This window comes from Enterococcus sp. ARL09-542, assembly GCF_005234805.1.
Lineage (GTDB): Bacteria > Bacillota > Bacilli > Lactobacillales > Enterococcaceae > Enterococcus_D > Enterococcus_D gallinarum.
Window position 1 is genome coordinate 1 of sequence record NZ_QPQX01000042.1, and the last position, 3,346, is coordinate 3,346.

The 3,346-nt window shown below is 29.3% G+C and carries 4 protein-coding genes and 1 pseudogene; 3 read left to right on the forward strand and 2 right to left on the reverse strand.

Annotation, left to right across the window (positions count from 1 at the left end):
- Positions 1-168 precede the first annotated feature (168 nt).
- Together DVW06_RS16700 and DVW06_RS16705 are read left to right on the forward strand one after the other, a co-directional pair.
- Entirely contained in the window at positions 169-813 is a 645-nt protein-coding gene (locus DVW06_RS16700; RefSeq protein ID WP_137264914.1) for a TetR/AcrR family transcriptional regulator, read from the forward strand.
- A 9-nt stretch (positions 814-822) separates the two neighbouring features.
- A complete protein-coding gene (locus tag DVW06_RS16705) occupies positions 823-1,449 on the forward strand; it encodes a TetR/AcrR family transcriptional regulator (RefSeq protein WP_137264915.1) in 627 nt (208 codons plus the stop codon).
- 243 nt (positions 1,450-1,692) lie between these two features.
- Here DVW06_RS16705 and DVW06_RS16710 read toward each other — a convergent pair whose 3' ends face one another.
- Positions 1,693-1,941, reverse strand: a complete 249-nt coding sequence (locus DVW06_RS16710; protein WP_137264916.1) for a hypothetical protein — start codon at positions 1,939-1,941, stop codon at positions 1,693-1,695.
- A gap of 287 nt (positions 1,942-2,228) precedes the next feature.
- Here DVW06_RS16710 and DVW06_RS16715 point away from each other — a divergent pair.
- Positions 2,229-2,693: pseudogene (locus DVW06_RS16715) on the forward strand (transposase); the annotation flags it as partial.
- Positions 2,694-2,799: 106 nt separating this feature from the next.
- On the opposite strand, the gene DVW06_RS16720 reads toward DVW06_RS16715, so the two are convergent.
- The coding region (locus DVW06_RS16720; protein ID WP_137264917.1) for a Rib/alpha-like domain-containing protein at positions 2,800-3,346 on the reverse strand (547 nt) is incomplete at its 5' end.

Here is a 3,346-nt window from a genome sequence, read left to right on the forward strand (position 1 = left end):
ATTAACAATTCCTCCAGTGTGTTTTCTTATATTTTACACACCTTATTTTTATTGTCTAGTTCAGTGTAACCTATCCATATAAAAGTAGGAAATATCTAAAAAATGAGTGATCGTTTTTAAATACTGAGTGTGTTATACTATTTTAAATTATATTTTCAGGAGATATCTATGTATAAAACAGCAAATAAATTGTTTAATAGACTCAAAATAGAAAAAAAGGAAATTATATTAACTCATATTTTGGATGAGTTTGGTAGAATTGGTTATAATTCAGCTTCTGTACGGAAAATTGCCAAGGAAGCACATTTAAGCGTAGGTTCATTATATCAATACTTTAACAATAAAGAAGGAATGTTAGCAGTAGCAATAGAGCATATTTTTGCTATTTTAGAGGAATATATTATTATTATTAACAATACCCCTTTAAAGCTGGAAAACCGTTTAGAAGTAATGTTTGAAATGATTTTGGAGCTAGGAAGAAAACATCCTGAACTGATTGTATTTTATAATAAAATTCCTAGTGATGAGCAAATGATAAATGAATGGGTTAAACAGTTTTATGATAATAAAAGTTTTTTTGAAATATACTGGAACACTGTTAACGAACTACAAAAGAAAAATGAAATTAGTGAAAAAATAGATCCAGTTGTATATACTTTTATTATCGATACAATGATGCTATCTGGCGAGCTACTCCAAAACACGCAGTATCAAACAATAAAAGCTGAAATTTTTCTGGAAGATACTATAAAGAGTTCATTAATATTAAAAGAGAATGTCATCGATACGCTATCTTTAATTGCGAAGGAGTAAGATGAGCTTATGTCAATAATTAATAAAAACAATAAGCGAGAAGAAGTTATAATTATTGCAATGGAACATTTTTCTAAATTTGGTTATGAAAAAACAAAACTTTTAGATATTGCTAATGAATCTAAAACTAGTACTACTATTATATATAGTTTTTTTAAAACAAAACACGATCTTTATGAAGCAGTGATAGAGTATAATTTAAATAAAATAAACTGTGAATTAGAAAAAATTGTTGATAAAAGCTCTACAATCAATGAATACATTACAAATATAATTGATAGAGTACGCATAATCTCTGATAAGAAGCAATTATTTTTAAATTTTTACATGCTTATTTCAACTAATTCTGTTCAGATTAAAAACATAGAAATTGTAAAAGAGTTTGAACGAAAAAAGTTTTCTTACTATTTAAAATTTATAGAACATCCCAAAGTAAATGATCGCTATACAATACTATTTATAGATAATATAGTTAATATTTATATCTATTCGTATTTTAACGAATTCTATCGAAAAAAAATATTACTTTACCTATCGCTATATCAACAAGATGAACAATCTATAGAATTTGAAAAAATTCTTTTAACACAACTGAAAATATTGATAGAAAGAAGACTTTTTTCAAAAAATAACTGATGAGCTGTGTAGAAAATGATCAGTTACAAATTATGGGACTAATAATTCAAATATTGGTCTTACATCTACCCCAGAAAGTTAGACTAAAATCTCACTTCTGGATTCACTACACTCTTAAGTCCAATAATCATAAAGTACAAAAACAGATTAAAAACAAATATCTGGTAAATCTATCCACGATTTCAGTAAATCACTGTCAATAATCAATTTAAAAGGCAGGTTTTCCGCTATTTACAATTCACTCTACAACTTGGTATTTTGGCTGTTTTTATGTTTTTCTCCCCAGATTTCAATAATTGGTTTAAATACTTGATTTGAATATTCGGTTAATTTAATTGCTGCAGAAAGATTTAGTTTTTCTACTTTTCGACTACCTGATTTTAAGCTTGAAATAGTGCTTTTACTTAACCCTGTTCCCGCTACTAAGTCTTTTATGGATTCTTGTTTCAATATCCGTTTGATTTTTTCAATATCAGCGACTCCTTTTTCCAAAAAAAAAGACTCCTTTTTATATCAAATTTTTAAATACTGTAGTAATAATATAGCACATTTTCGTATGCTGTGGTAATATAACCTGAAAATCTAAGAAAGGGAGCAAAATACAAGAAATTATACTCATTTACTAAGTTAAAAAAATTACGGTATACTATAAATGAAAGTAATTTCTTCTAAAATAGATAGTAATCTAATTTTCTTTTATATACTAAAATTAACTTTAAAAGAAGATTATTACTTAATGTTTTTTAACTGTTTATATATTTTTGTTTCTAATTATTTGGGCAAAAAAACTGAAAAAGAACCGGCGCTTTTTGCTAAAAAATCGTGCAAACATCAACCATTATGAATACAAAACATGGAAAAGTTTCCGAGCACCAAAATACCCATTTCTTACTGAAGCAATGATGATTGATCGATTGCTTGAGTTTTCTACGCCCCTAAAGGAGGCGTATCCCTTTTTTCATGAATTAGTTGAAGCCTTTCGAGACAAAGACCCTGACTTATTTTTCTCCTTATTAGCAGAACTTCCCGAAACGTTGGATGACAGCTTTCGGGAAAAGCTTCAAAACCTTCTGACCTATGAAGAAGGCATCACCAACGCAATGATCTATCCTTATTCCAATGGAAAAATAGAAGCGAAGAATACCCACATAAAGACAATGAAACGAGTATCCTACGGATTTAAATCATTCGAGAACATGAGAATTAGAATCTTTTTGATCAATCAATTAATCAATGTAAGATAACAAAAAATCTGAGCCAGAATGTGGTTCATTCTGACCCAGATTTGATTTTGCACAACTCATCAGTCCTTATTGACAAAGAGCCAATAAATTCCATTTGCTTATTTCTTTAGTTTTCTTCTCTTTTCTTAAATAATCCTAATAAAAGACCCCAGAAACCGATTAATGCTACTCCTATAACAGAGAACTCTGTATTACTTTTTTCTCCAGTTTTAGGAAGTATTTTATTATTGGTTTCTGTAGATTTATTATTCACTTTCGACGAATCTTTTGATATAGGGGTGGTTTTATCAGAATTTGTAATATCAATTATAATTGAATTATCTTCTCCTTTTAAATTTTGTTTATTAGCAACCGTATTATCTTTAACTGTTACTGGCACCTTAACCGTTGTACTTGATCCATCTGGGAAGGTGACTTTCACTTCTCCTGTGTATTCGCCTACTTGTGTAGTGTCCACTGGCGTGACTACTTCTACCATACTTCCTTCCGGAAGATTAAGAATATTGTCTGTTAGATCAACTTCTTCCCCTTTATGAACTTCTTCCGGCATAATTTGTTCTGGATCGATCGTTGGAATCGGATTGATTTCTACCCAGTCTACTCTATCTTTAACTGTTACTGGCACCTTAACCGTTGTACTTGATCCATCTGGG

Bases quoted from the DNA above. Each gene is read 5' to 3' on its own strand.
- DVW06_RS16700 (WP_137264914.1), top strand. From the start codon at position 169: ATGTATAAAACAGCAAATAAATTGTTTAATAGACTCAAAATAGAAAAA.
- DVW06_RS16705 (WP_137264915.1), top strand. From the start codon at position 823: ATGTCAATAATTAATAAAAACAATAAGCGAGAAGAAGTTATAATTATT.